This is a genomic window from Paenibacillus guangzhouensis, assembly GCF_009363075.1.
Classification (GTDB): domain Bacteria; phylum Bacillota; class Bacilli; order Paenibacillales; family Paenibacillaceae; genus Paenibacillus_K; species Paenibacillus_K guangzhouensis.
Genome location: NZ_CP045293.1, coordinates 3614497 through 3637633, shown reverse-complemented (window position 1 = coordinate 3637633; position 23137 = coordinate 3614497). Strand labels below are relative to the sequence as shown.

Annotated in this window: 18 protein-coding genes; 14 read left to right on the top strand and 4 right to left on the bottom strand. The window is 49.0% G+C overall.

Annotated elements, in window-relative coordinates; translation table 11 throughout:
- Window positions 1-306: 306 nt before the first annotated feature.
- The gene (locus GCU39_RS16350) at window positions 307-1980 is read left to right on the top strand and encodes a M20/M25/M40 family metallo-hydrolase (protein ID WP_152394493.1); all 1674 of its coding nucleotides are present in this window, start codon (window positions 307-309) and stop codon (window positions 1978-1980) included.
- A gap of 59 nt (window positions 1981-2039) precedes the next feature.
- On the opposite strand, the gene GCU39_RS16345 is transcribed toward GCU39_RS16350, so the two are convergent.
- Window positions 2040-2579 carry an NADPH-dependent FMN reductase gene (locus tag GCU39_RS16345; protein WP_152394492.1) on the bottom strand — a complete coding sequence of 180 codons (540 nt, stop codon included), beginning with the start codon at window positions 2577-2579 and terminating at the stop codon, window positions 2040-2042.
- Window positions 2580-2983: 404 nt separating this feature from the next.
- Between GCU39_RS16345 and GCU39_RS16340 the strand changes: the two genes are divergently transcribed.
- Genes GCU39_RS16340 through GCU39_RS16315 form a run of 6 tightly spaced genes read left to right on the top strand, consistent with a single transcriptional unit; the run spans window position 2984 to window position 10287 of the window.
- The gene (locus tag GCU39_RS16340) at window positions 2984-3970 is read left to right on the top strand and encodes an N-acetylglucosamine kinase (protein ID WP_152394491.1); all 987 of its coding nucleotides are present in this window, start codon (window positions 2984-2986) and stop codon (window positions 3968-3970) included.
- Between the two features lie 19 nt (window positions 3971-3989).
- Window positions 3990-5264 (top strand): 6-phospho-beta-glucosidase, encoded by a 1275-nt coding sequence (locus GCU39_RS16335; RefSeq protein WP_456093969.1) that lies wholly within the window; start codon window positions 3990-3992, stop codon window positions 5262-5264.
- Window positions 5265-5293: 29 nt separating this feature from the next.
- On the top strand, window positions 5294-6211 hold the full coding sequence (locus tag GCU39_RS16330) for an ABC transporter permease (RefSeq protein WP_152394489.1): 918 nt from the start codon (window positions 5294-5296) through the stop codon (window positions 6209-6211).
- A 33-nt stretch (window positions 6212-6244) separates the two neighbouring features.
- A complete protein-coding gene (locus GCU39_RS16325) occupies window positions 6245-7141 on the top strand; it encodes a carbohydrate ABC transporter permease (protein WP_152397282.1) in 897 nt (298 codons plus the stop codon).
- A 33-nt stretch (window positions 7142-7174) separates the two neighbouring features.
- Window positions 7175-8827, top strand: a complete 1653-nt coding sequence (locus tag GCU39_RS16320) for an extracellular solute-binding protein (protein WP_152394488.1) — start codon at window positions 7175-7177, stop codon at window positions 8825-8827.
- Between the two features lie 17 nt (window positions 8828-8844).
- Window positions 8845-10287: a glycosyl hydrolase family 18 protein gene (locus GCU39_RS16315; protein ID WP_152394487.1), complete on the top strand. Its 1443-nt coding sequence runs from the start codon at window positions 8845-8847 to the stop codon at window positions 10285-10287.
- Between the two features lie 77 nt (window positions 10288-10364).
- Here GCU39_RS16315 and GCU39_RS16310 read toward each other — a convergent pair whose 3' ends face one another.
- Window positions 10365-11354 (bottom strand): aldo/keto reductase, encoded by a 990-nt coding sequence (locus GCU39_RS16310; RefSeq protein ID WP_193726507.1) that lies wholly within the window; start codon window positions 11352-11354, stop codon window positions 10365-10367.
- 188 nt (window positions 11355-11542) lie between these two features.
- On the opposite strand from GCU39_RS16310, the gene GCU39_RS16305 reads away from it, so the two are divergent.
- From GCU39_RS16305 to GCU39_RS16290, 4 genes are all read left to right on the top strand, one after another.
- Window positions 11543-12550, top strand: coding sequence for a LacI family DNA-binding transcriptional regulator (locus GCU39_RS16305; RefSeq protein ID WP_152394486.1), 1008 nt, complete (start codon window positions 11543-11545; stop codon window positions 12548-12550).
- A gap of 463 nt (window positions 12551-13013) precedes the next feature.
- Window positions 13014-13391 carry an NUDIX domain-containing protein gene (locus GCU39_RS16300; protein WP_227793226.1) on the top strand — a complete coding sequence of 126 codons (378 nt, stop codon included), beginning with the start codon at window positions 13014-13016 and terminating at the stop codon, window positions 13389-13391.
- 58 nt (window positions 13392-13449) lie between these two features.
- Window positions 13450-14181: a class I SAM-dependent methyltransferase gene (locus tag GCU39_RS16295; RefSeq protein WP_152394485.1), complete on the top strand. Its 732-nt coding sequence runs from the start codon at window positions 13450-13452 to the stop codon at window positions 14179-14181.
- A 108-nt stretch (window positions 14182-14289) separates the two neighbouring features.
- Window positions 14290-15093, top strand: a complete 804-nt coding sequence (locus GCU39_RS16290; protein WP_152394484.1) for a TetR/AcrR family transcriptional regulator — start codon at window positions 14290-14292, stop codon at window positions 15091-15093.
- 79 nt (window positions 15094-15172) lie between these two features.
- On the opposite strand, the gene GCU39_RS16285 is transcribed toward GCU39_RS16290, so the two are convergent.
- Window positions 15173-15961: an ABC transporter permease gene (locus tag GCU39_RS16285; protein WP_152394483.1), complete on the bottom strand. Its 789-nt coding sequence runs from the start codon at window positions 15959-15961 to the stop codon at window positions 15173-15175.
- Window positions 15958-16848, bottom strand: coding sequence for an ATP-binding cassette domain-containing protein (locus tag GCU39_RS16280; RefSeq protein WP_152394482.1), 891 nt, complete (start codon window positions 16846-16848; stop codon window positions 15958-15960). Before GCU39_RS16280 ends, GCU39_RS16285 begins: the two co-directional genes overlap by 4 nt.
- 186 nt (window positions 16849-17034) lie before the next feature.
- Between GCU39_RS16280 and GCU39_RS16275 the strand changes: the two genes are divergently transcribed.
- The 3 genes from GCU39_RS16275 to GCU39_RS32020 all read left to right on the top strand — a co-directional run bounded on the left by GCU39_RS16275 (window position 17035) and on the right by GCU39_RS32020 (window position 23036).
- A complete protein-coding gene (locus GCU39_RS16275) occupies window positions 17035-17466 on the top strand; it encodes a DUF6526 family protein (protein WP_152394481.1) in 432 nt (143 codons plus the stop codon).
- Between the two features lie 115 nt (window positions 17467-17581).
- Window positions 17582-19180, top strand: a complete 1599-nt coding sequence (locus GCU39_RS16270; protein WP_227793225.1) for an S-layer homology domain-containing protein — start codon at window positions 17582-17584, stop codon at window positions 19178-19180.
- Between the two features lie 328 nt (window positions 19181-19508).
- A complete protein-coding gene (locus GCU39_RS32020; protein ID WP_152394480.1) occupies window positions 19509-23036 on the top strand; it encodes a DUF4855 domain-containing protein in 3528 nt (1175 codons plus the stop codon).
- The last annotated feature ends 101 nt before the right edge of the window (window positions 23037-23137 follow it).

Genomic DNA, 23137 nt, shown 5'->3' with positions numbered 1-23137 from the left:
CGAATCTGAATGTCCTTATTTCTGCGAAAATGCTGCTTCCGTACCGCTAACGAATCGTATCGGCGTTATAACGCTGATTTTTGCTGAAATTACCACCTTTTTCGATAAATAGCGTTAATGCGGTTCGTTATAGATGAAATTAGCTATTTCAAGATCAAATAAGGTTGCCTGGATTCGTTAGGATCAATGAACGACAGAATCTGTCCCTTCTTCACAAGTCTGACGCTGGAATTCACGCTATAGGTTAAATATGCTATGATGAAATCATTGAAATGTTTTCCATTATTTTCATGAGGAGGATATTATGTGAATTCGAATCAACCAATCTCGCCAGTGACTTCACAGCAGACCCCTATGCGATGGGTTACATGGTTCAGGCGTATAAGTATCTTCGTGTTGATCGCAGCTTCCGTATTTGTTGGCATGTTGCAAATTCAGGCACCGAAGTCGGTTGGGATCGATGCGCCTGCAGATCAATTCTCGGCGGAGCGGGCCCTTGAGAAGTTGAAGGTCATCGCGAAGAACCCGCATCCGATCGAAAGCGCCAGTCATGCGGAGGTTCGGGATTATCTGATTTCTGAACTTCGTCTGCTCGGTTACCAACCCGAAATACAAAAGGCTACGGTGAGTTCGCACGCCACGGAAACATACGATTTATCAGGGAATATTGAGAATATTGTTACGCGCATACCGGGTACGGATTCCAGCAAGGCATTAATGATTGCTGCACATTACGATTCGGTACCCGAGGGTCCTGGAGCAGGAGATGATGGCGCTGGGATTGCAGCGATGCTGGAGACGGTCCGAGCGATTCAAGCAGGGCAGCCTTTAAAGAATGATCTCATTCTGCTCATGACGGATGGGGAGGAAATGGGGATGCTCGGGGCCAAAGCATTTATTCAGGATCATCCATGGGTTCAAGATGTCGGATTGGTACTCAATTTTGAGGCACGGGGAAATAAAGGCCCCGTCTTTATGTTCGAGACGAGTGAGCAGAACGGGTGGATCATCCAAGAATTCATGAAAGCCGCGCAGCAGCCTATTGCGTATTCGCTCATATATAACGTATATAAGCTAATGCCCAATGACACCGACCTTACGATATTTAAGCAGGGCGGACTGCCTGGCATGAATTTTGCCTTCGGGATGGGGTTAGACGCGTACCACAGTCCTACGGATACGCCCGAGAACTTGGATCGGAGCAGCCTTCAGCATCATGGGGAATACATGTTGAGCTTATCACGTCACTTCGGCCAACTTGATTTAAACGAGGTGCGGCAAGAAGATCGGATTTATTTTAATGTGTTCGGTTGGCATATGGTCAGCTATCCTCAGTCTTGGGCAATTGGATTCATTGCGCTTGGTGCCTTGTTGTTTGTGCTCACTTTATGGCACGGGTTCCGACAACATCGATTAACGGTTCGGGGGATGATGGGCGGTATCCTGATTCCAATAGGCAGTCTGGGCTTCGTGTATGGGGTCATTCCTTTGCTGTGGCGTTTCATTCCGTCGAATGTGTCGAGCGAACGATATACGGATATTCTAACGAAATCTCATATTAGTGTGTATTATCTGATCGGGTTGCTCGCGATAACTGCGTTGATCACCATCGGCTTGTATCGTTGGCTCTCGCGTTATGTCCGTACGGAGAATGTATGGGCGAGTATTTTGTTCTTGTGGTTACTGTTTGGCGTGGCGGCGGCATTCCTGCTGCCGGGTGGAAGCTATCTCATGTTCTGGCCTTTCGTGTTCAGTCTCATCGGGATCAATATTTCATTCCGGTGCAGAGAAGAACGATGGACGTGGCTTGCAGCGTTATTTGCTGTACCGGGATTGGTATTAATCACCCCGATCTTCTATCTCGTGTACACGATGATGACGTTGGATATGGCAGGCGCATTGATGACGGTGGTGGCGCTTGTGTCTACCTTAATCTATCCTGTGTTCAGCAAGCGGCTAAGTACAAGGAAGTATTCCTAAGACTCCGTTGAAAAAAAGGCCCATCCCCTTATTGTGCTAGGGATGGGCCTTCATCTATCTTAACGCAAAGTCTTCAATGCACCGCTCCATGCAAGTACTTGATCAAGCATACCATTGACATTCGTTAAATGCAGGTCAGCTGGTTTGAAGACAGATCCATTCTCGAAATCTGTGAACAGGGATAAGGCTGGGTGAACGCGAACGTCTGCGACAGACAATTCGCCGAGGATGCCGCGCAAATGCTCAGCTGCACGAGCACCGCCTACAGAACCGTAACTAACGATCCCTGCTGCTTTGTTATTCCAAGCTTCGCGTGCATAATCGAGTGCGTTCTTAAGTGCGCCTGTAATACTGTGGTTATATTCCTGAACGATAAATACAAAGCCGTCTAACGTAGATAACTTCTCATTCCAAGCTGTTGCTTGTTCTGTTGCATCTACTTCTCCGAGTAGTGGCAGTTTATAGTCTGCGATATCTACGATCTCATAATTCGCATCTCCGCGTCCATCTGCAATTTTCTTAATCCATTCACCAACTTGTGGGCTTAATCGACCTTGGCGTGTGCTTCCTAGAATAATTCCGATGTTTAATTTGGACATGACGAATGACCTCCTCAGGTTTTGTTTCCCAAATCACGTTACTAGAATACCCAATTATGACTGCACTAACCGTAAAAATCTTAGCTGACATTAGTAACAATATCATATTAAATAAATAAAAGCAATGTACTTTAATTTGGTTAGCATGATTCGACATGACTAGCCAAATCATCGGACAAGCTTGTCGAAGAAAAGGATTGACACCATGGCGTTACTTCATTAGAATATGGTCATAAAATATAAACGTTTATAATAAAATTATAAATAAATCCTTGTAAAAGGTTCTTCGGTGAATGCTGAATCATTTGGTTTGAAATAAAGAGTGAGACACTCTTTATTTTTTGAAATTTAATTATAAACGTTTATAATTATTTGAATATTTTATCAGGATGGGAGAGACAGGTGTGGGATATTACCTAGGTGTAGATGCCGGTGGCAGTAAGACACTTGCCGTCATCACGGATTCAGAAGGGCGAATGATCGCGAGCGGTCACAGCGGACCTGGTAACCATCAGATTCAAGAGGAGATGGCCAGGCGGAATATTCAAGAAGCGACGAGTCTAGCACTGCAAGAAGCGGGGCTCGCACCGGAACACATTCGTTACGCAGGGTTCGGCTTAGCAGGGGCAGATCGAGAGGCGGATTTTCAGATCTTGAGACCCATGATCAAGTCGCTGGGCTTCCCGAGGTATGAGATTGTATGCGATACGATCAGTGCGCTGAGAGCTGGGACGATGAGGCCGTATGGTGTTGTGGTCATCTGCGGTACAGGCATGAATTGTGCGGGGATTAATCCGCAGGGCGCAATGCTGCAATGCGGAGGGTTCGGGTACCCCTACGGCGATTTTGGCGGAGGCAGAGAGCTTGCGATCGAAGCGTTCCGTTCCGTCATTCGCTCTTGGGAAGGCCGAAGCGAAGCGACAGTGTTGACGCCGCTCATATTAGATCAGCTGGGCTATGATTCGGTAGAGCAGATGTTCCATAACTTTTTAGACCATGGCATGGAGGCGCCTTCGGCACTTGCCCCGTTATTATTCTCGGCTGCGGCGGTCGGCGATGAGATCGCGTTAAGCATTCTACGCGTGCAAGGCACGGAACTAGGATTGTCGGCGAAGGCGGTCATTGAGAAGCTCGGTATGCAGCAGGAAACGTTCGATCTTGTGCTGGCAGGCAGTATTATTACTAAAGGGGATGCGCAATTTATCCATCCTTACATTCTCGAAGAGGTACGCAAGGCGGCTCCGAATTGTCAGCTGCGGACACTGGACATGGAACCCGTCGTTGGAGCTGTCCTGCTCGCGATGGATTGGGACGGACTTACGATAACCGATGACATCTATATGCAGCTTCGATTCATCAAACATCTTAAAGGAGTGGTTCACGTTGACTAGACGATTGAAAGTAGCGGTCATGGGTGGCGGTTCATCCTACACGCCGGAGTTAATCGAAGGCTTCATACTAAACTACAAAGAATTCCCTGTGACGGAGGTGTGGCTCGTTGATATTCCGGAAGGCAAGCATAAGCTCGACATCGTCGGGAAGCTCGCCCAGCGAATGGTCGAGCGAGCGAATCTTCCGATCGCTGTGCATCTCACGCTGGACCGCCGTGAAGCGCTCAAGGGGGCAGATTTCGTATCGACGCAAATGCGTGTCGGACTGCTGCAAGCCCGGATCTGGGATGAGACGATTCCGCTCAAATACGGTGTGATTGGGCAAGAAACGACGGGACCAGGTGGGATGATGAAGGCGCTGCGGACGATCCCGGCATTGCTTGATATCTGTAAGGATATGGAAGAGATCTGCCCAGATGCATGGATGCTCAATTTCACGAATCCTGCGGGGATGGTCACAGAGGCGATTAACAAGCATTCGAAGATTCGAGCAATTGGCCTATGCAATGCGCCAACAGGCATCTACAAATGGTTAATGGATTTGTATGATGTACCAGCTGAACATATCTATGCAGAGTTCGTGGGGCTGAACCACTTGCACTGGGTGACTCAAGTCCGAATTGACGGCGAATCGAAGCTCGAAGGGATGCTCGGCGAGCATGAGGGCTATACCGGCAAGAATGTTCCACAATCGTCTTGGAATAAGGATTTGATTCGAGCGCTGGGCGCCATCCCGTCGTATTATTTGAAATATTTCTATTTGCAAAAAGAGATGCTCGAAGATCAGATCGAGACGTCGGCTAGAGAAGGTACGCGTGCAGAAGTGGTGAAACGACTTGAGGATGAACTCTTCACATTATATCAGGACCCAAATCTATCGGAAAAGCCGAAGCAGCTGGAGCAGCGCGGAGGGGCCTATTACTCGGAAGCGGCGGTACGACTCATGAAATCCTTGTACAATGACACACGCGATATTCAGACGTTGAATGTGCTGAATGGGAACATTCTTGACTTCTTGCCACCGGATGCTTGCATTGAAGTCAATTGTGTCGTAACGAAGCAGGGGCCAATTCCGCTGCCGGTATCGAATGTGCCACTTGCGGTGAAGGGGCTCATTCATGCGGTGAAGACGTATGAGCAGCTCGCCATCGAAGCGGCTGTGCATGGGGATCGCAGTCTTGCTCTGCTCGCATTGTCCCACCACCCGCTCGTGCCTTCAGCGAATATTGCAGAGCCGATGCTGGATGAGATGCTCGCTCAGAACAAACACTTTTTGCCTCGGTTCTTTTCCTAAAGGCGAGCGACGTGAGAGGGGCATGAAGGATGAACAACAGAGGGACTACGAGACGGTTTTTTAGACAATGGGATCTTCAGATTATGGTTGTTCCAGCTATTCTGTTTATTTTCATATTCAGCTACATTCCGATGTATGGCGTGCTCATGGCCTTTCAGGACTATAGCATTTTCAAGGGCTTCTTTGATAGCTCCTGGGTTGGATTTCGTCATTTTGAGATGTTCTTTAACGCGCCAGAGTTCGGTCAGATTATGCGTAATACGATCGTCATCGGTCTATTGAAGTTATGTATTGGGTTTCCGGCCCCGATTCTCCTCGCCTTACTGCTGAATGAAGTACGGAAAATGGCATTCAAGCGAATTGTTCAGACGATCAGTTATTTGCCGCACTTTCTATCGTGGGTGATCGTATCGGGGTTTGCGATGTCGCTCCTGTCCGTAGATAACGGCAGCATCAATATGCTGCTGCAGAAGCTGCATCTCACTGATAGTGCAATCAATTTCCTATCCCTGCCGAAGTATTTCTGGTCGATCTTAATTACGACGAACGTGTGGAAAGAAATCGGGTTTGGATCAATCGTCTATTTGGCAGCGATTACAGGCATTGATCCTCATTTGTACGAGGCGGCTTCGATCGATGGCGCAAGCCGATTTAGACAGATTTATTTGATTACGCTGCCCATGATCACACCTGTCGTTATTATTTTCATGATTCTAGCGATCGGAGATTTCCTGAATGCAGGGTTTGAAGATATCTTGCTGCTCGCTCCGAATCCGTCGCTCAGAGATGTGTCGGATGTGCTCGATACGTATGTGTATCGCATTGGGATTCAGAACAATCGATTCTCCTACGCCACGGCGGCAGGTTTGTTCAAAGCGGTCATTAGTATTGGATTATTGACAACGGCCAATTTTATCGCACGCAAATCGAATAACAGCTTATGGTAGACATCCGATTTTGGAGTAAAGGTTGATGTGATGATGCATAGTGGTAGCTTTAGAGACAAGACGTTTTCTTTCTTCGTATATTTTACGCTGTCTATTTTGGGCTTTGCGACATTCTATCCGTTCTGGAATGCGGCAGTGATTTCGTTCAATTCGGGCACAGACACCGTGCTCGGAGGCATAACATTCTGGCCAAGGGATTTTACGCTTGCGAACTATCAGGTGGTCTTTGAAGATCGTCGATTAGTAAGCGCATTCATCATTACCGTGCTGCGTACCGCGATCGGAACGAGTCTGTCGATTCTAGCTACAGCGATTTTCGCTTACGGCATGTCCCGCAAGGAGCTTGTCGGAAGGAAGTTCTACATGGTCTTCTGCGTCATCACCATGTACTTCAGCGGCGGATTGATTCCTTACTTCCTTCTGATTCGTGAATTGGGCATGATGAATACGTTCTGGGTGATGGTGATCCCAGGGCTCATCAGCGTCTGGAATATGATCATCTTCCGCACCTTCTTCCTGGGGCTGCCTGCCGGCCTATCGGAGTCGGCAACGATTGATGGATGTTCGAACTTTGGGATCTTATTTCGCATTGTGCTCCCGCTGTCCGGTCCGGTCATCGCGACGCTCTCGCTATTCACGGCGATCAATCATTGGAATGATTGGTTTGCGCCAGGTATCTTCATCTCCAATGCTGATTTGCTGCCGATCCAGACCAAGCTTCAGCAAATATTGAATTCCAACATCATGTCTCAACAAATGTCGCAGATGGATTCGGCGGCAGCTGGGCATTTGCAGAATATGAAAACGGTAACAACCAAATCCTTGACGATGGCTACGATGATGGTGGCAACGGCGCCGATCATCATGGTCTATCCTTTTATACAGAAATATTTCGTTAAGGGCGTCTTGATTGGTTCAATTAAAGAATAATTGATTCGATCTCAATGAGAGGGGTATTAGCGAATGCGAGAGCGTAAGAAGAACAGAATATCGTTGCTTCTGACGATAATTATGGTATGGGTGATGTTCGCGATGACAGGATGCAGCAAAGAGGACACGGATGCGTCCGAGCTGAAGACAAGCGCGGCGGAGAAGAGCGAGAGCGAAGGGAAGGCTTTTGTACTAGGCAGTGAGCCGTTATCTTTCAGCTTCTATGGGAATTACGACTGGTATACGATGCCGCAATGGGGGGCAGACCAAGCGTCCAAATGGATCAAAGAGAACAAGAAGGTCGATGTCACCGCGATAAATTCCGGCGGGGCAGCCAAAACAAAACTAAGCACGATGATCGTGTCGAATGAATTGCCGGATGTGATCTGGACCGAGCGCGACTCCGAGATCGAGAAGCTGCGTACTGCTGGTCTGCTCGTCCCATTAGATGATTACCTCGACAAGTATCCGAACTTGAAGAAATGGGCTGGCGAAGAGACGCTCAACATGCTGCGTTCTCCCGATGGCATGCTGTATCAATTTCCGAATTGGTATACGAGTACGCCACAGGGAAATGCAGGTTATGTCGTGAACAGCAAAATCTATAAAGAACTGGGCTCGCCAAAGCTAGAGACAACAGATGATCTCTATGCCTATTTGAAACAAGTGAAGGACAAATACCCAGATGTTGTGCCTTTTGAGTCGGGTGAGGGTGCAGCAGGTGTCGATACGATGTACTCCGCCTTTGGTGAAGGCCGGACCGCTTACTTCACAGGTATGATCGCCGTTCCGGAAGGCAATGAGATGAAAAGTTTATTTTTAGACCCCGCTTATCGTGAATCCGTACAATTCGCCAGCCGATTGTATCGTGAGAAGTTGATGACACAAGATGCATTTACCGAAAACATGGATCAGGTTTCTGAGAAGTTGACGACAGGCCGCGTCGCTGTCTATGCTTCCCCAAGCCCAACGCAGCTCGGATCACGTGCGGACACAGCGCTTCGCGCAAAAGATCCCGAAGCAGGTTATTTCATGATCTGGCCGATTCATAAAGCAGGTTTAGACAAGAACAAGATCTATCCAGGCAACTACAATCAACTTGGGTGGAATGTCAGCGTCATCACGAAAGCAGCTGAAAATCCGGAAGGCATCTTCGCTTTTCTCGATTGGTCAACGGGGCCAGAAGGCCAGAGCACGATTATCTGGGGGCCTGAAGGGTTGTATTGGAAAGGGTTCGATGCGGAAGGATCACCGATCTTTACCGATAAATTCACGAGCGATCCAGTCGGGCGCAACGAACTCATGGATTCAACAGCAGATCTTCAATGGAACAGTAATACATCGTTCATCGATACGTCGAAGATGAAATTCGAGAAGACATTAAAGCCGGAAGAGCAGAACTGGGAGACGCGTTGGCAGTCCGAAATTACATGGAAGACGCAATTGAACAGTACGCAATTCGTTAATCTGGACCCAACGGTCGAATCGGAAGAAGGAATTATCGCGCAGAGTGTGCAAGAAATTTATTCCAAGGCACGAGCCATGTCCATTCAGAATGCGAAAAGCGATGAAGAGGTTGCAGCGATCTTCGATCAGGCCGAGCAAGATGCGCAGAAAGTGGGATACGCCAAGCTCTTGAAGTTTAAGCAGGACAGATGGCTGGAGAATGTAAAAAAGTTGAAGTAGGGGAGAGGAAGAATGCAATGAAAAAATCATTAGCCTTGTTCGGATTAATCGTGACCCTGTTGTCGAGTAATATGTCCTTCGGAGGAGGGATAGCCAAGGCCGCATCTGCGCCCCCTATTGTATTAGGTTATTACACAGTCGATACGGGTAATGATCTAAATGCATTTGGCAGCAATCTCACACATCTCTCGACCGATACGTTTAATACAGACATGAACGGGAACTTGATCGGTAATGTGCCGACAGATGCGGTGAATTATGCGAATCAGCATGGCATTGTCTCTTATGCACTCGTCTCTAACTATAATGATGCTACCTATGATTGGGACAGCGCATTAGCGCATACCGTTTTGACGAATCCATCGGCAAGAAGCAATCTGATTAATAATATGCTGAAGCTTGTCAAAGACAATCATTATAAAGGCATCAATATCGATTTTGAAGGCATGCTCGCGACGGAAGGCCCGAACTTTACGAGTTTTGTGCATGATGTAGCTACGGTGATGAAGCAGAACAATTTCTACACGATGGTCTCTGTGCCTGCTAAGACAGAAGACAATCCGAATGATAGCTGGACTTATCCGTTCGATTTCACGGCGCTTGGTCAAGATGCAGATCTGCTGCAAATGATGACCTATGACGAATATGGGGTATGGAGCGATTCAGGTCCGGTATCGAGTAAGTCATTCATTACGAATGCGCTGGATTATGCCGTACAGCATGTATCCCCTAGCAAGCTGCTCATGGGCATACCTGCTTACGGGAACGATTGGAATCTATCCGATCCAACGAACAGCAGCAATGTGCTCATGTATTCGAAGGATATTCCGAATCTGATGAGCACGTATCGCGCGACGCCGACAAGAGACGCTGCGACAGGCTCGATGTATTTCAAGTACAAGACGAACGGTCAGAACCATATCGTATGGTATGAAGATGCGCTCAGTATTGCTCAGAAAACGAACTATACGGTTCAGTATGGTCTGGCGGGTGTCTCGATCTATAGCTTAGGGGAAGAGGACGCAACCTTCTGGGAAGCTATTCGTAACGGACTAAGCTCGGGGGCAACGGCAGCGGCGATTCCAGGGAAAATTGAAGCCGAGAACTATCAAGCGACGGCGAACACATCGCTAGAGAATACGTCTGATGTGGGCGGAGGCAAGAATGTTGGATGGAATGGCCAAGGCGGCTGGTTGGATTATGTCGTCTACGTTCAGAGCGCGGGGGTCTACAATGTCGATTTCCGTGTCGCAAGTCCGGTGACCGGGGGCGTCTTCCAAATTCGAGACAGCTACGGTACGCTGTTAGGCTCTATTAACATTCCGAAGACTGGCGGATATCAGACGTGGAAAACGGCCACCACGACGATTGCGCTGCCAGCAGGTCTTCAGTCTATTCGCATCTCGATGCCAAAAGGCGATCCGAACCTGAATTGGCTGAACTTCACGAAACAGCCGTAATGTCAAAGACCGTCACCCGATCATTGATCGGTGTGACGGTCTTTCGTTTACTACAATAGAATCTGAAAACAGCTTTCTCATTGGAGAATATGATCAATGACTTGCAGTTCTTCTTCGGTGAAGGAGAGGTTCTGGAGCGCTCCGACATTTTCTTCAATTTGACTGACTTTGCTAGCACCAACCAGCGCGGAAGTAACATGACCGCCACGCAGCACCCATGCGATGGCCATTTGCGCTAAAGACTGGCCTCTAGCCTGGGCAATTTCATGGAGTCGTGATGTCTTCGAAATAATCTCATCCGTAATATGTGATGGCTGCAGGAACCGCATGCCGCGGGCTGCTCTCGAATCGGCCGGGATGCCAGTGACATATTTATTCGTCAGTATGCCTTGGGCGAGCGGGAAGAAGGCGATGCTGCCGACACCTTGTTGGTCTAGCAGGTCAAGTAACCCGTCCTCTACTGTGCGATCCAGCATGGAATAGGCAGGTTGATGAATTAGACACGGTGTGCCCAGCTTCTGCAGCGCAGCGAAGGCTGCGCGGGATTCTTCTACGTTATAGGAGGAGATCCCGATATATAATGCTTTGCCTTGGCGAACGAGCAGATCTAGCGCTCCCATCGTCTCTTCGATCGGTGTATTCGGATCTGGTCGGTGATGGTAATAAATATCGACGTAATCAAGCCCAAGCCGTCTGAGGCTCTGATCGAGGCTTGCGACAAGGTACTTCTTCGATCCTTCATCGCCGTAAGGTCCAGGCCACATATCCCACCCGGCTTTGGTCGAGATAACCAGCTCATCGCGATGGGAAGCGAAGTCAAGCTTCAAGACTTTACCAAGCGTCTCTTCCGAGGATCCTCCCGGCCATCCGTAATTGTTGGCGAGATCAAAATGTGTAATGCCAAGGTCGAATGCGCGCTGGATCATTTGACGACAATGGTTAAAGACAAATCCATCTCCGAAGTTATGCCAGAGACCTAAGGAGATTGCAGGAAGTTTGAGACCACTGTTCCCACAACGGTTGTACAGCATGTTATCATACCTTTGACTGTTCGGTTGATAATTCAAGGGAATGCCTCCTAAACGATGGGATGATAAATTAGTTATAAACGTTTATAATTACAAGTAATATAATAATCCTTCGATTTCCGGATTGTCAAATATATACTTAAAGGTTGACGGTAGGGTATAATGGAACTATGATGATATCATAAATATATATAAACGTTTATATAATTTGGAGGAGTCCAACCGGGATGAAAAAAGTAAGTATCTTAGATGTTGTTGCTAAATCAGGCGTCTCGCTCGCCACAGTATCTAAAGTATTGAACAATGTTCCTTCTGTTCGGGACAGTAATCGCCAGAAGGTTCTTCAAGCGATTAAGGAGCTGGATTACCGGCCGAATTCGGCAGCGCGAAGCTTGGCAAGGGGTTCGACAGGTGTAATTGGTCTTACATTAATTACGCTGCAGGATACCGTCTTCGAGACGATTGTCCAATCCGTGAATGAATGCTTGGAAGAGCAGGGCTATTTCCTGGCATTGTCCATATTTAATCCGACGAAGAAGGATGCGAGGGAGCATAATATTTTATTCCAAGAGGATCGTGTCGATGGGATTATCGTGCTCTCGCCGTTAAATGAAGAGAATGATATAACGGAGCTGAAGCGTAAGGGAATTCCGTTTGTTATCATCGATAATCATGTGGAAAATTCGAGAGCGTTAACGGTGAACGTGGATAATACGAAAGGTGGCTACGACGCGGCCCGTCATTTGTTGGAGCTCGGTCATACGAAGATTGCGCATCTAAGCGGCCCCGAGCATTTTTTAAGTGTACGTCAGCGGAGACAAGGATTCGAACAAGCGCTGCAGGAAGCGGGGCTAACGCCACTCGTCATCTCGAATACAACCTTCGGCATCCGCACCGGCTTTGAAGCCGCCCAAGCGTGGATTGCGCAAGGGCTTATTCCTACAGCGGTGTTCGCTGGGGATGATGGTCTGGCACTTGGAGTAATGGAAGCGTTCCAGAGCGCAGGGTATCGAGTACCGCAGGATATATCGGTAATCGGCTATGATGATCAGGCCTTCGCTTCGGAGATTCATCCGCGTCTAACCACGGTCCGCCAGCCGGGTGAACAGATGGGTCAGCAAGCGGCTCGCCTGCTCTTGAAGCTGATTCAGGGCTCCAAACGGAATACATCGATCATGCTGCAACCAGAAATAATTGTGCGGGAATCGACGGCACCTTATCGATTGCATGTGTGAGATGAACAGTCCACTCCTCGGGAGGGGCTGTTTTTTTTAATAAGTAGTAGGTTGGCGGCGAGTGCGGCAGCGTTTGAGCAGCTATCGTGGATATTTGCAGGAAAAGGTGGGAGGAGACGTGTCTTAGCTGAGCTATCATGGAGATCTGCACGATAATAGGAGCATATCGATCTATCTCCACGCTGATATGAGAAAGTTCCTGCAATGATCCAATATAGAGCGGATTTAATGTGGCGTTCTGCTGTTTCTTCCTGCAATGATCCAGGATAGAGCAGCAGGTCCCATAACACAACCTGATATGACACCTCCCTAATATTTCCAACATCTGATAAAATACATCATGAATGAGACAAATCGGATATCAATCGGAGGTGTGTGTGGTGAACATCCAATTTCGCCATATTGCTCGAGCGGTGATTGTGCATGAAAACAAGCTTTTAGTAGCGAGGTTGAAGGGGCACATGTGTTCTTACCTGGCGGCGGCATTGAGCTGGGTGAAGGGGCGCAGGATGCGCTGCGGAGAGAGCTGTATGAGGAGCTAGGTGTAGCGTGTCACATCACCCGTTTTCTAGGTGTCCTTGAGACGCATCGGTACGATGAGCAAGGTGTGATGCACCATGAAATTAGCCATTTGTTCGAAGTGAAATCGGACATGCTGCACGCGCATCATATCCCTGATTCCCAAGAAGGTCATCTTACGTTCCAATGGATCGAGCTTGAGACGGCGTCGCTTAAGCAGCATAACGTGCTGCCGCCCGTTCTGCAAGATCGTCTTGTTGATCTTATCCATCACCCGGCTGGTTCGTGGATCACAACGTTCGGGGCAATGAATGAAGTATAATGGGAAGCGTTATTGATCATGATGCATATGAAATAAAGGAATCAAGGGGTGCAGTAATATGAAACAAAATAAATACGATGATCCACAATTTTTCGATAAATACAGCCAGATGCCACGCTCCACGGGCGGGCTGAAGGAAGCAGGGGAGTGGCCGGCATTACGTGCAATGCTCCCTGATATGCGGGGGAAGCGCGTGCTAGATCTTGGCTGCGGTTTTGGCTGGCATTGCCGTTATGCACGCGAGCAGGGGGCTAGCACGGTGCTGGGCCTTGATATCTCTGAGAAGATGCTGGAACGTGCCAGAGCATTGTCGGATGATCCCGCCATATCTTATCGCTGTCTTGCCATGGAGGATATTGATTTCGCGGCAGAAGAATTCGACGTTGTGATTAGCTCGTTAGCGTTCCACTATATTCAGGATCTGGAAGAAGTGTATCGCCAAATCCACCATAGTCTCGTGCCAGGCGGGGCGTTCATCTTGTCGTTCGAACATCCAATTTTTACGGCGCGGTCAGCCCAAGATTGGCATTACGGTGCAGCGGGCGAACGTCTGCACTGGCCAGTGGATGATTACCAGAGCGAAGGCCCGCGGGTTGCGAACTTCTTGGAGACCGAGGTTGTCAAATACCACCGTACTGTCGCGACGCATCTGAATTTGCTCATCGGTGCCGGGTTTACGATCAAAGAACTAAGCGAACCGCAGCCTGCTATCGAGTTGCTCGACAAATATGACGGAATGCGGGATGAGCTGCGCCGTCCGATGTTCTTAATTATTTCCGCGGTGAAATGATAGGCATCCTTCCAATGATCATGAAATGTTCGAACGATGCCCTAAATTATGGTATACTGTGTATATAATATACACTTTATCGGGTGAATGAATGGGGGCTTTTCCGATATGCAGGACAACCGACCTGAAGATCAAGATGTGTTGAACGCGCTGCCGAACGGTGCGAAGCTCAGCTGGGGATTGAACAAACCACCGACGAGAGGGCCTAAAGGCGAACTGAGCATTCCGAAAATCGTCGAAGCCGCTATTGCTATCGCCGACAAAGACGGACTCGCAGCTGTATCGATGAGTCGCGTGGCTGGCTCGCTTGGGTTTACGACGATGTCTCTCTATCGTTATATATCGAGCAAGGATGATCTGCTATATCTTATGCAGGATGCTGTATGCAATATTCAGATACCCGACGTTGCGGAGGAATCAATGGATTGGCGGGAGAATTTGCGTACATTTGTGAGGGCGTGTATGCAAGTGTTCCGTGACCACCCGTGGTACATCGATATTCCGATTATGGGGATTCCGCTTGCGCCGTACAATCTGAAGGTCATTGATTGGGCACTGCGTTCCATGCGCCAACTGCCATTGAATCATTTCGAGAAAATGTCGTTCATTCTCCTCCTGAGCAGCTATTCCAGATCCGGCGGCATGCTCCTTCGGGATATCGACCGTGCTGTGGAAGCGGGTTCTTCGGTGGCGAGTTTCAGCGGAGTGAATTATGGATCTGCGCTTCAAATGCTGGTCAAGCCGGAGCAGTATCCAGATCTCTACCCTGTGATTGCGTCGGGGGCATATACGGGAGAGAATGAGCAGGACAACAACGTCGGTGATGATTTCGAGTTCGGGTTGGAGAGAATTCTGGACAGCATTGAGCACTATTTGACGATAAAGGAATTGAACCAATCGGGATCGAAGTAAAGTATTGATGACAAACCAAAAGAACAGCGATTCGATGAAGATCGAGCCGCTGTTCTTTATTTATTATTGAATAAATGTCTTATCGTTGACCAGCCCGTCTACGGAAGGACAGCATACTCCATAGGAAGGCGATGAGGAGAATCCCTACACACCAGGCGACAGCGATCCAGCCTTGTTGCTGCAGCGGCGTTCCGGTGAGCAGTCCGCGAATGGTCTCGATGACGGGTGTGATTGGCTGATGATTTGCAATCCCTTGCAGCCAAGAAGGCATGGTATCGGTAGGGACGAAGGCGCTGGAAAGGTACGGTAGGAATAGCAGGATGAACCCGTATCCAGATGCAGCAGAAGGGCTGCCAGCGACGATTCCGATGGCTGCGAACAGCCACGTGAATGTGAGAATGAAGAGTAGAATGACGCCAAGTGCGGCAAGCCATTCCACTGCATTCGCTGTGGGACGGAACCCCACGAGCAAGGCAACGGCGATCACGACACCTGTCGCCATCATATTGCGAATGAGGCTCGCGACTACATGGCCGGTAATGACACCAATCGCTTGAATGGGCATGGTACGGAACCGTTCAATGATTCCATTGGTCATGTCGTTGGAGACATCCACAGCGGTACTGGATGAACCGAAGCCCGCACAGAGCAGGATAATACCGGGAACGACGTAGTTCACATAATTACCACTAGGTTCAATCGCGCCGCCGAAGACGTAAGTGAATAAGAGCATGAGCATGACGGGCAGCATGATAGCCATAATCAAAGCTTCGGTATTTCTGATGCTGTGGCGGAGACTACGTCCAATAAAGACGCGATTTGTAACCCAGATGGAAGCCGGTTGAACCGTCGTTTGAGATGTGATCATGAGATAGCTCCTTTCATTTCAGATGAAGTCGTAAGCGCAACGAAGACATCATCTAGACTTGGTTTGCGTATGCTTACTTGTGTATCCTTCGGTAGGGTGTGAGAGAGTTCGTGGAGTATTCGGCTGACATCATGAATATCGCCGAACGTAGGGATGGTGCGAATGACTTGATCCTTCGCGTTGGTCAGCTCGATGACTTCACCGCCGATGCGTGATTTAAGCTCTGATGGTGTTCCGGATGCGACGACACGACCACCATGGATCACCGCAATCGTATCGGCTAATTGATCAGCCTCTTCTAGATACTGAGTCGTGAGGAAAATCGTGATACCTTCACTGCTTAAGCCCAGAATGATATCCCACAAGGCTCGTCGACTGATGGTATCAAGACCCGTCGTTGGTTCATCAAGAAAGACAATCGATCGATTGACGACGAGACTGGTCGCAAGGTCTAAGCGCCGACGCATTCCGCCAGAGAAGGTCTTGACTTGTTTGTTCGCCGATGCCGTAAGGTCAAATTGTCTGAGCAGATGCTGGCTTCGAACATGGGACTGTTCCTTGGTAAGTCCCGACAGTCGGCAGATCATACGTAGATTCTCCTCCGCCGTCAGTACATCATCGACAGCAGCAAATTGGCCGGTCAAGCTGATGGACCGTTTGACGCGCTGCTTCTCCTTCACCACATCAAAGCCTGCGACACGCACAGAGCCTTCATCCGGTGCAACCAAGGTGGATAAAATGTTGATCAACGTTGTTTTGCCGGCGCCATTAGGTCCAAGCAAAGCATAGATTGATCCGGCTGGGACAGTTAAATCGAGTCCATGGAGTACGGTCTGGCTTCCGAACGTCTTGCGTAGTCCTTTGACTTCAATTGCGTTGTTGTACATGGGGATGCTCCCTTCAATTAACTGTGTATTATGTAATCAGTATATATTATACACAATTATTTGTGCAACCATTTTTTTGAAATCAGGTGATTATCCAGCAGGAAGATGAACGGCTTGCACGAATGAAATGATTAGTAAGGCAATCATGATCTTAATTCGTAAAATGGAAGAGGAGGAGATGTATTGATGAGTCAATCGAATCAACAAACCTACCAAAATCATAAGAAAGTAGATCCGATGTATCATTTTGTGCTGACTCTAATTGTGTTAATTGTGTTGGTCGCGTCTGTTGTGTACGTGATTAGAGAGGCATTCAGCTACGCATCGGTCTTACTCTTCGGCATGGCGATTGTAATCGTGCTGCTTGCTGCGCTGCTACGGCTGTACAGTACCAAGCTTCAAGACCGGATCATTCGTCAGGAGGAGAATTTCAGGTATTACCGCTTAACCGGGAAGCTATTAGATCCAAGGCTGAACGTGAAGCAGATCATTGCGCTTCGGTTCGCAGCAGATGAGGAGTTCCCAGCACTTTGTTCCAAAGCTGCGGAGACAGGGATGCAGCCTGATGCCATTAAGCAAGCGATCACGAAATGGAGAGCGGACCATTTGAGAGTGTAAGTCTCATACATGTATTCCATGATTTGGTCGTCTACCTTTCATGCCTTTTTTTGATAGGATAGAAGTTATGGGTTATGAATCTATTCTATGAAAATCAAAAAGCGAGGCATTTGTTTTGAAAATACGTAATAAAGTTGTAGTTGTATGGCTGGCGACGGCCGTGGCGTTCGGCGCTTATACCAACGCAGCGGCTGCGTCTACCTCTGTGCCGTTTGACGATATTGCAGGCAGTTTTGCCAAGAACGAAATCATAGAACTTGTGAAGGAAGGCGTCGTAAACGGCGCGGGTAATCGGAAATTTGAACCGAAAAAAAACGTGACACGCGCCGAATTTGTGACTATGACCGACCGTTTGCTGAGGCTTGCGCCTGTGGATGCCGATATCCCGACGTTTAGTGATGTTTCTGCGAAAAGTTGGTATTACGGCTGGATTGAAGCTGCGGTTCAACTCGGTATCGCTGAAGGTAAAAGCAAGCGTACATTCGAGCCGTCGTCCCAAATTACGAGACAGGAAGCCGCCGTTCTGATCGTCAAGGCACTGAAAGTTAATCCCGGTAACGATGCTGGTAGCGATCTTTCGTATAACGATGCGGACCAAATCGCCCCTTGGGCGGCTCCTTATGTGCAAGCTGCGCATACGCTTGGCCTGATGGATGGGGCAAACGGGACGTTTCGTCCGTCCGAGGCTATGACCCGCGAGGAAACGGCTGCGGTACTCGCCAGGATTCTGAAGGATAAGGTGTGGGCGAGTGCGATCCACAAGACGCCGAAGGAAGGCATCCAGCTGGGCTGGCAAAACGGATTAACGACCTCCCAGTTTAAGGAGCAGGTGAAGAAGAGTCACGTTAATACGCTCGTACCAAGGTGGTTTTTCCTAGAAAAGGGATCCAAACCTCTTTCGAACTATGCGGATGCCAGCCTTACCACTTGGGCCAAGCAGAACAATAAAAAGGTGTGGGCGATGCTCGGCAATCATTCGGATTCGGAATTGACGCATCAGATTCTGTCGGACGAGAAGAAGAGGGCTTCTGTTATTCAGACTCTTGCCGGATATGTGAAGACATACGGATTATCTGGCATTAATGTGGACTTCGAGAACGTAAGTCCAGGGGACCGGCTCTCGTTAACGGCATTCATTTCCGAACTCGGGACGAGCTTGCGGGCGGCAGGCGCGGTGCTGTCCATTGACGTGTCACCGGACCTGGGTACAGATTGGACTGAAGCCTTTGACTATGAAGCGCTCGGAAGATATACGGATTATATCGTATTGATGGGGTATGATGAGCATTGGGACGGCGATCCTGTCGCAGGTTCCGTATCCTCACTCCCATGGGTTCAATCGGCCTTAGACCGACTGCTCTCTGTCGTTCCGTCATCCAAGACCGTTCTAGCGCTTCCGTATTACACAAGAGATTGGACGCTGCAGCCAGGCGGGGCGTCGTCTGAAGAGCTGACTTTGATTCAACAGGGTTACCGCATGCGCTCCGTAGCCTATAACCGTTCATGGGATTCGGAACTGGGGCAGTATGTCGTCAGTTACATTCGTCAAGGGAGTCAGCACCGGATTTGGGTGGAAGACGGACGTTCACTCGGACTCAAGACGATGATGGCGGCGAAGCGAGGGGTAGCGGGTTTCGCGTTCTGGTATATGGGGGCGGAGACCGACGATATTTGGACAAGTCTGCGAAATAGCATTCGTTATGCATCGTACTAAGAGAATCCACGTGAAATCATAAAGTATTTATTGGCCATGTCCAGTTCGGATATGGCCTTTTTATGGTTCTGTTTCTCTCCTTTTATGTGGAAAAAGAGCTTCGATCGCATGCGAAAATATTGCGCAGCATATCAAATTATGTTGCTTGCCTACCTGAAACCCTAACCGGTATCATGAAGCCGAGAATGAATGGAAGTGCTTACAAAATGATATGCGCCAGATTCCGTGAAAGGGGGGATTCCCATTAAGCATTCACCCGGGAACAGGTAAATGGGTTGGAAGGATTTAGGTGCTTTGCGTGAAACGAGAAAAAAAGGAGCTGGCCTTGATGAATTCGTATAAAAAATGGGGATCCCTCCTCATGGCAGCCGTCATGCTGATGGCCCCGATTTCTGTGGTGCAGGCGAAATCGTCTGTTCCGGCTGTAACGATCGCACAAGCAGATGAGGCTGCAACACCACCGATCCCGGATAAAGTGAAATTCCACAATCTCGCGGCAGGCCTTTCCTATGAATGGTCCGAAGCGCCAGAAGCGTCGCATCCCGACAACGGACATAAGCTGACGGATGGCAAATACGGCAAGCTAGATATGAATGACCCGGCATGGGTAGGACATCTCCGCGGAAAATCGCGTGAAGTGGTGTTCGATTTGGGTCAGGAGAAGACCATCGGAAAAATATCAGCTCATTTCTTCCAAGATTATCCGAAGAACTCCATCCTCGTGCCGCTGACGGTATCGATGTATGTCTCCGACGATAAGAAGAATTGGGGCCTGTTATCCCATAACGCCACCCAGCTCCTCTGGGGAGATGGGCCGCCTAGACAGGAGACCTTTGTATGGGACGGCAGCCGGGACGGAATCAAGGGCGGGAATACGGATGGCAAGATGGCGTATGCGCGTTATGTGAAAGTCATCTTTACCATGCATCAATCGCTATGGGAATACATTGATGAAATTGAAATTATGGGTACGGACGATGAACTCAATGGAGCTGTGAAGGTTCCTGCCGAGCCGCCTCACTTCTTGGCGCCGGGGGAAGCTACGGCCGGGATCCGAAACCTGAATCTGCTATATAACGGACAGTATGATAATGGTCTGGGGGATTGGAAGAAGGAGCGAATTATCCCGAATATCAGTTACGTGGACAAAAATGGCGAGCCAACCGATTGGCTGTTCGACGGCGTGTTATATCTCGGGCTGGCGTCGCCCGCCGGCCGGGACTTCGGTGTTGGGCAGACGATTCTGGACGACTGGAAATGGTACTTGAATAAAACCTTTGCAGCCAAGGGGGATATGCAGCAGCTGAATGAGGCTACTGTGGAAGTTGGAACCAAGCTGAACCAGCCTGATCATAAAATGAAGGTTGTGTTAATGATTCCGAATCCAGGCGAGTACTTGAAAAATTTTGGCGACGTTGACGGTGACGGCGTATCCGAAAACTTTAATGGTTCCGATGTAGGTGAAGCAAGAGCACTCGAAAACAGGCAAAAAGCGGTCCAGTGGTGGCTGGATCAGGTCCGCCAAAGATGGCAGGCTGAACATTATTCCAATTTGGAACTTGTCGGCATGTACTGGCTGGAAGAGCAAATCAGCACAAGTTCGACGGGACCTGATTTGGTAAAAGCCGTAAGCAGCAAGGTCCATGACATGAACCTGAAATTTTTCTGGATTCCTCACTCTTTGGCTTACAAAAGCTACATGTGGAAAGATGTAGGGTTTGATGCTGTTGCCTACCAACCGAACTATTTCTTCGGCGGAATGGATGTTGACCGTCTGGAAGATGCGGCGAATAATGCGAAACGGTACGGGATGGGGATCGAAGTCGAGTTTGATGACCGGATGCTGACGGATGGCGTATTCCTCGAGCGTTACATTGACTACTTGAACAGCGGTGTCACCACCGGCTTGATGCAGCAGGGTTTTAGAGCATATTACCAGGGCAATAATGCCGTGTACAACTTAGGGGTAAGCAAGGATCCGACGCTGCGATTAATGTATGACTGGCTGTATCAATATTTAAACGGAACGTATGTCATCAACAATAACCCGCCGCCGGAAGCCGAAGTATTTATCAACGGGAAAACGTTGCATGACGATATGGTCGTACCGAATACAGAGACGGTTCAGTTTACATGGGAAGTCAAAGATGACGACGGAAGCGGGCTAACGAAGGTGACGGCGATGTTTGACGGTAAGCCGTACACCAAAGGGACGCCGGTTGATCTCGCAGGTAAACCGGGCAACCATGAGCTGGTGATCACGGTATCCGCTGCCAAATCCAAGACCACGACGTATATCATCAAAGCAGGGTCGAGTGTAGAGGCTCTGAAAACACTTGTTGACCGGTTCACCGAACAGGGACAGTTCACGAATGCGGAAGCCCCTCGTTCGCTGAACAATGTTCTGGAACTGATGAAACGTTCGAAAGGAACGGATGCAGCGCAATTTGATAAGTACTTAAAAGGTTTTAATGTAAAGCTCGAACAATTGGCTAAAGATCATATCATCTCGGACACGGCATACGCCGCGCTGAAAGAAGAGGTGTATAATCTTGCCGGGAACTTGGCGGAAAACAAGGCGGTGACGGCTTCCTCCGTTGAGGTGGATGGTCCAAGATTAGCGCCGGAAAAAGCGGTGGACGGATTCTCTTGGACGAGATGGGCGAGCTACTACGAAGATGACAGCTGGTATCAAGTCGATCTTGGTGAAGCCAAAACGTTCGATACGGTCCGAATCGATTGGGAACTCGCCCGCGCGAAAACATACAAAATCCTAGTGTCGAGTGATAATCAGAACTGGACCAGCGTGATCAAGGACAACAACGGGATCATCACGGCCCGTGCAGGAAAAGAAACGGTCCGTTTTGAGCCGGTCACAGCGAGATATGTTAAATTCCAAGGCGTTGAAAGAAACACGGAATACGGATACTCCTTCTATGAGTTTGGCGTATATAACCTTTCGGGAGACAGTGACATAACGCTAATCGACGGTGCAAGAGCTGTGGTGGATGCCGATGCGAAGAAAGTGATGATCGACGGCCTTGTCATGAACGGCAGCTTGTCCAAAGTGAATATCAAAGTGCTCGATTCGGAAGGGAAAGTTCGCTACGAAGGCCAGACGACAAGCACAGAAGCGGGAAGTTTCCAATTCACGATCAGCCTTACCGGTGATCTAAAGGGGAAACTCGATGCTTATCTCTCGATGGATGGAATGTCGCAACCTGTTAAGGTATCCTTCGAATACAACAAGCCTGATGCACCAACGACGACGTTAACGGGTGAAAGTACGGTTGCTGCAGGAGAAGCGTTCACGGTTACGCTCGGGCTCGATCAAGTGAGCGGCTCCGTCTACGCACAAGATTTATCCTTGCAGTATGATGCGGCTGCGATGACGTATGTCAGTGCAGAATCTATCTTGCCAGGCGTGAGCATCGTGGAGAAAACAATAACGCCAGAGGGCAAGCTTCGGTTCATCGTCGCGAGTGAAGGAGCAGCGCATGGTGTTCTCGGTAAAGCGAACGTACTGAAGCTGACATTCCGGGCCAAGGATGTGACGGCGCCGATGACGGGGACGGTTGCCGTGACGAAGGCGCTTGTCGCAGACGATCAAGGTGTGGAAACAAGCATCGGTGCTGCATCGCTGACCATTCAAGTAACGGTCGTTACGCCGGGCATTCCTGGCGATGTGAACGGTGACGGCAAGGTCAGCATCGGCGACTTGGCCATCGCGGCGGCCAATTATGGACGGACCAGCCAAGATCCGAATTGGGCTGTGATTAAGGCTGGCGATCTCAATGGCGACGGCAAGATTGATATCGCGGACTTGGCGGCTATCGCGAAGCAGATTGTGAAGTAACAGGGATTGAAGGAAGCGAGGCACCCATTTGGGAGAAATGGGTGCCTTTTTTTCATGACTTGACTCTGACCTAAGAGGAGACTTTACACTAAGTGAAGGAG

Excerpts from the sequence above, each read along its gene's own strand:
- GCU39_RS16345 (WP_152394492.1), bottom strand. The coding sequence starts at position 2,579 with ATGTCCAAATTAAACATCGGAATTATTCTAGGAAGCACACGCCAAGGT.
- GCU39_RS16335 (WP_456093969.1), top strand. The coding sequence starts at position 3,990 with ATGGGTGGCGGTTCATCCTACACGCCGGAGTTAATCGAAGGCTTCATA.
- GCU39_RS16330 (WP_152394489.1), top strand. The coding sequence starts at position 5,294 with ATGAACAACAGAGGGACTACGAGACGGTTTTTTAGACAATGGGATCTT.
- GCU39_RS16325 (WP_152397282.1), top strand. The coding sequence starts at position 6,245 with ATGCATAGTGGTAGCTTTAGAGACAAGACGTTTTCTTTCTTCGTATAT.
- GCU39_RS16320 (WP_152394488.1), top strand. The coding sequence starts at position 7,175 with ATGCGAGAGCGTAAGAAGAACAGAATATCGTTGCTTCTGACGATAATT.
- GCU39_RS16315 (WP_152394487.1), top strand. The coding sequence starts at position 8,845 with ATGAAAAAATCATTAGCCTTGTTCGGATTAATCGTGACCCTGTTGTCG.
- GCU39_RS16305 (WP_152394486.1), top strand. The coding sequence starts at position 11,543 with ATGAAAAAAGTAAGTATCTTAGATGTTGTTGCTAAATCAGGCGTCTCG.
- GCU39_RS16295 (WP_152394485.1), top strand. The coding sequence starts at position 13,450 with ATGAAACAAAATAAATACGATGATCCACAATTTTTCGATAAATACAGC.
- GCU39_RS16290 (WP_152394484.1), top strand. The coding sequence starts at position 14,290 with ATGCAGGACAACCGACCTGAAGATCAAGATGTGTTGAACGCGCTGCCG.
- GCU39_RS16285 (WP_152394483.1), bottom strand. The coding sequence starts at position 15,961 with ATGATCACATCTCAAACGACGGTTCAACCGGCTTCCATCTGGGTTACA.
- GCU39_RS16280 (WP_152394482.1), bottom strand. The coding sequence starts at position 16,848 with ATGTACAACAACGCAATTGAAGTCAAAGGACTACGCAAGACGTTCGGA.
- GCU39_RS16275 (WP_152394481.1), top strand. The coding sequence starts at position 17,035 with ATGAGTCAATCGAATCAACAAACCTACCAAAATCATAAGAAAGTAGAT.
- GCU39_RS32020 (WP_152394480.1), top strand. The coding sequence starts at position 19,509 with ATGAATTCGTATAAAAAATGGGGATCCCTCCTCATGGCAGCCGTCATG.